Source organism: Acidovorax sp. LjRoot204 (assembly GCF_056175785.1).
On sequence record NZ_JBGFFF010000264.1, the window covers coordinates 1 to 3,756 of the forward strand.

Here is a 3,756-nt window from a genome sequence, read left to right on the forward strand (position 1 = left end):
TCGCTGCAGCGCGGGCACTGTTCTGGAATCGAAAGAACTGGCAGAGCCTGTGCAAGCTGTGCCACGACTCCATGAAGCAACGCTTTGAGAAAACCGGCCGCGTTCCTGGTTGCTCGGTCGATGGCTTGCCGCTGGACCCGCGCCACCCGTGGAACCGAAAACAAGGGGGTAGGGGGGGGTAAAAACTTCCACCCCTGTTCACTAAAGACCGTTCGCTTCCCTCGGCTCGCAACGCCGGGAAATATGGGGAGGGGGGGTATCAACTGAAGGGGTAGGTATGGCAGGAAACGCTAATTCTGGTCGGCGTCCTGATCCGGCTTTCATGCACCAGCTGCGCGGGGATGCCAGCAAGCTGGGCAAAGACGCTCTGGCCAAGAAGAACGAAGAGCAGCAGATCGCGGCCAGCGAGCCGTCGAAACCCGCCTGGTTGAGTGAGCGGGCATCGAAGGAATGGGACCGCGTGGTGCCCGACCTCCTGTTGCTCGGCTGGGTTCACCGCCTGGATCGGGTGGCGCTCGCCACGTACTGCGAAGCGGTTGCCGACTACGAGAAGTTCCGCGAGCGCATCGCGCAGGAGAACAAGCGCCAGGACGACGCGGGCGACGTGCAGACCTTCGCCACGGGCGCAAAGCAGCTGAGCATCTGGCGCCAGCTGGCCAACGACGCAGAAAAACGCGCGAATGCCGCAGGCGCGGGCTTCGGTTTCACACCGCTTGCTCGCCGCACGATGAAGACGGTGGCGACTGCGCCGCAGGGAACGCTGTTCCCCAACGAACATGAAGAGGCCGCAGCACGCTATTTCAACTGACCGCGTTTCCGATTTTTGCCACCAGGTGCTTAGCGGCGCCATCATCGCGGGTCCGGCAGTTCGGGACGCGGCGCGGCGCCAGCTGCAGGACCGTGCGAACGGCCACGAGCGCGGCCTGGTGTGGATGCAGGACAAGGCCGACCACGCCATCGGCTTTTTTGAAGATGTCCTGAAGCTCAATGGCGGTGAGTACGAAGAGAAGCCGTTTCTGCTTGCCCCGTGGCAGGCGTTCGTGGTGGGCTGCATCTTTGGCTGGTACACGGTCGAGGGGTTCCGCCGGTTCAACACCGCGTACATCGAGACTGCCAAGGGTTCCGGCAAGTCTCCATTGGCCGCAGGCATTGGGCTGTATGGGCTGGTGTCAGATGGTGAGCAGCGCGCCGAGATCTACGCGGCCGCCACAAAGCGCGACCAGGCACAGATCCTGTTTCGGGATGCGGTGGCTATGGTGGACCTGTCGCCGCTGCTGAGCACGCGCCTGGTGCGGTCGGGGCGCGATGAAAAGGTGTGGAACCTTTTCTACAGCAACACCAACAGTTTCTTTCGCACCATCAGCGCGGACGAAGGCCAGTCGGGGCCGCGCCCGCACATCGGCCTGGTGGACGAAGTGCACGAGCACAAGACGCCCACGGTGGTGAACATGATGCGGGCCGGGCGCAAGTCGCGGCGGCGCGCGCTGCTGTTGATGATCACCAACAGTGGCAGCGACAAGAAAACGATCTGCGGCACGTACCACGATCTGGGCGTGCGCGTGTGCCGGGGGGAGTTCCCCGATGACACGCTGTTTGCGTTCATCTGCAACCTGGACGAAGGCGAGGACCCGTTTGAAGACGAAGCGTGCTGGCCCAAGGTCAACCCCAGTTTGGACTACCGTGCGCACGGCCAGCTGGACGGCATCCCCGGCCGCCGCTACCTGCGCGAGCAGATCAACCAGGCGCGCGGGGCGCCCGCGCAGGAGGCATTGGTAAGGCGCCTGAACTTCTGCGAATGGACGCAGGCAGAAGCGCCGTGGATCAGCTGGCAGGTTTGGAGCCAGGCGCAGGAGCGCGTGCCGATGTCGCTGCTGCGCAATCGGCCTGCAGTGGGTGGCCTGGACCTGTCCAGCACCACCGACCTGACAGCGTTCGTGCTGATGTTCTTCCCCACGGAGGAAGACCCGCACTGGCGCGTGATGCCGTATTTCTGGATTCCAGACCACGACCTGGACAAGCGCGAGGAAACCGACCGCGTGCCCTACCGGGTGTGGATCAAGGAAAAGTGGCTAGAGACCACACCGGGCCGGGCCATCAGCAAGCTGCACGTTCTGCGCCGCCTGGTCAAGATCTGTAGCTTCTTCGATGTGCGCAAGATCGCGTTTGACCGCTGGCGCATCGAAGACCTGCAGATGCTGATGGTGGAGCACGGCATATCTCTGCCGCCGCTGGAACGCTTCGGCCAGGGCTACCAGGACATGGGCCCGGCCGTTGACGAATTCGAGCGCCGCCTGCTCGGTGTGGCGCCGTTGGACGAAGAGGGCCAGCCGCTGGACGTGGAGGTGGAAACGCTGCGGCATGACGGCAACCCGGTGATGACCTGGTGCGCAGGCAACGCCGTGGTGGTCAGCGACCCGGCCAACAACCGCAAGGTGGACAAGTCCAAGTCCATCGGCCGCATCGACGGCATCGTGGCGGGTGTCATGGCCGCCGGTATCAGCAGCGGCGGGCGACCCGGCAACGGGAAGTCCGTCTATGAAAAGGAAGGGGTAGGTATATGAAGCTGGTGCTTCTGTCGTTCGTGCTGGGCCTGCTGGGCTTTGCACTCGTGGTGGCAGGGGTGGCCATGGTCCATATCCCTACCGCGTTGATCATCGCTGGCGTGGCCCTGGTGGCGTACGCCTTCCTGCTTGACCGCGCTGCAGCTGCAGCCGCTCGGGCGAAGGGCTGACCCATGTTCTTTTCGCAACTGCTTGCCAGCGGTGAAGCGGGCAGCGTGTCCGACAGCAGCAGCGGCTTCTGGCGTTCCTTCCTGGGCGGGGGCGGCAGCAGCACCGGCGTGCGCGTCACGCCGGAATCTGCGCTCGCGCAGCCCATCCTGCAGAACTGCGTCACGCTGCTGGCTGAAACTTTGGCCCAGCTGCCGTGCGAGATCTACCAGCGCAGCGGCGAGGCCACCGGCGCCCAGCGCACACCGGCCATCAACTACCCGGCCTATGACGTGTTGCGCTACCGGCCCAACCCGTTCCAGACGCCCTACGAGCGCACCGAGCTGCTACAGATGGCCGCAGGCCTGCGCGGCAACGGGTACGAGTTCATAGAGCGCCGCGAGGATGGCCACGTCAAGGCCCTGTGGCCGCTGGGCACCGACAAGGTGCAGGTGCTCAAGGGCCCCGACCTGCTGCCGTACTACCGCATTTCCGGCGTTGCAGACCCGCTGCCCATGCGCCTGGTGCATCACGTGCGCTGGGTCAGCCACGGCGGCTATGTGGGCCTGTCGCCCATTGAGCTACACGCCGAGGCGGTGGGCCTCTCGCAGGCCATCCGGCAGTACACCGGCAAGTCGTTCGCGAACGGCGCCACGGTCTCGGGCGTGATCGAGCGGCCAAAGGAGTCGCCTGCGATCACCGACCAGGGCACTATCGACAAGCTGATTAACCAGTGGGGCCAGAAGTACGGCGGTATCGACAACGCCAAGAAGGTGGCGCTGCTGCAGGAGGGCATGACGTTCAAGCCCATTTCGATGTCCAACGTGGACGCCGAGGTGGTCAACATCCTCAAGCTCTCAGGCGCCGACATCGCGCGGATCTACAAGATCCCGCTGCCCATGGTCAACGACCTGGACGGGGCGAACTACAACACGGTCGAGCAGCTGCTGATCATGTTCGTGGTGTTCGGCCTGCTGCCCTGGGTTAAGCGTCACGAGCAATCGATGATGCGCGACTTCCTGCTGGAAGAGGACCGCAAGGGCTACTA

Annotated in this window: 4 protein-coding genes; all 4 read left to right on the forward strand. The window is 64.1% G+C overall.

Features of this window, described 5'->3' with window-relative positions:
• The first annotated feature begins 322 nt into the window (after positions 1-322).
• The gene (locus AC04MI_RS24065; protein ID WP_476498913.1) at positions 323-808 is read left to right on the forward strand and encodes a phage terminase small subunit P27 family; all 486 of its coding nucleotides are present in this window, start codon (positions 323-325) and stop codon (positions 806-808) included.
• Between the two features lie 25 nt (positions 809-833).
• A complete protein-coding gene (locus AC04MI_RS24070) occupies positions 834-2,561 on the forward strand; it encodes a terminase large subunit (protein ID WP_476498914.1) in 1,728 nt (575 codons plus the stop codon).
• On the forward strand, positions 2,558-2,731 hold the full coding sequence (locus AC04MI_RS24075; RefSeq protein ID WP_218338966.1) for a hypothetical protein: 174 nt from the start codon (positions 2,558-2,560) through the stop codon (positions 2,729-2,731). Before AC04MI_RS24070 ends, AC04MI_RS24075 begins: the two co-directional genes overlap by 4 nt.
• Positions 2,732-2,734: 3 nt before the next feature.
• Positions 2,735-3,756 (forward strand): phage portal protein (locus AC04MI_RS24080; protein WP_476498915.1); only part of this gene is annotated, 1,022 nt, incomplete at its 3' end.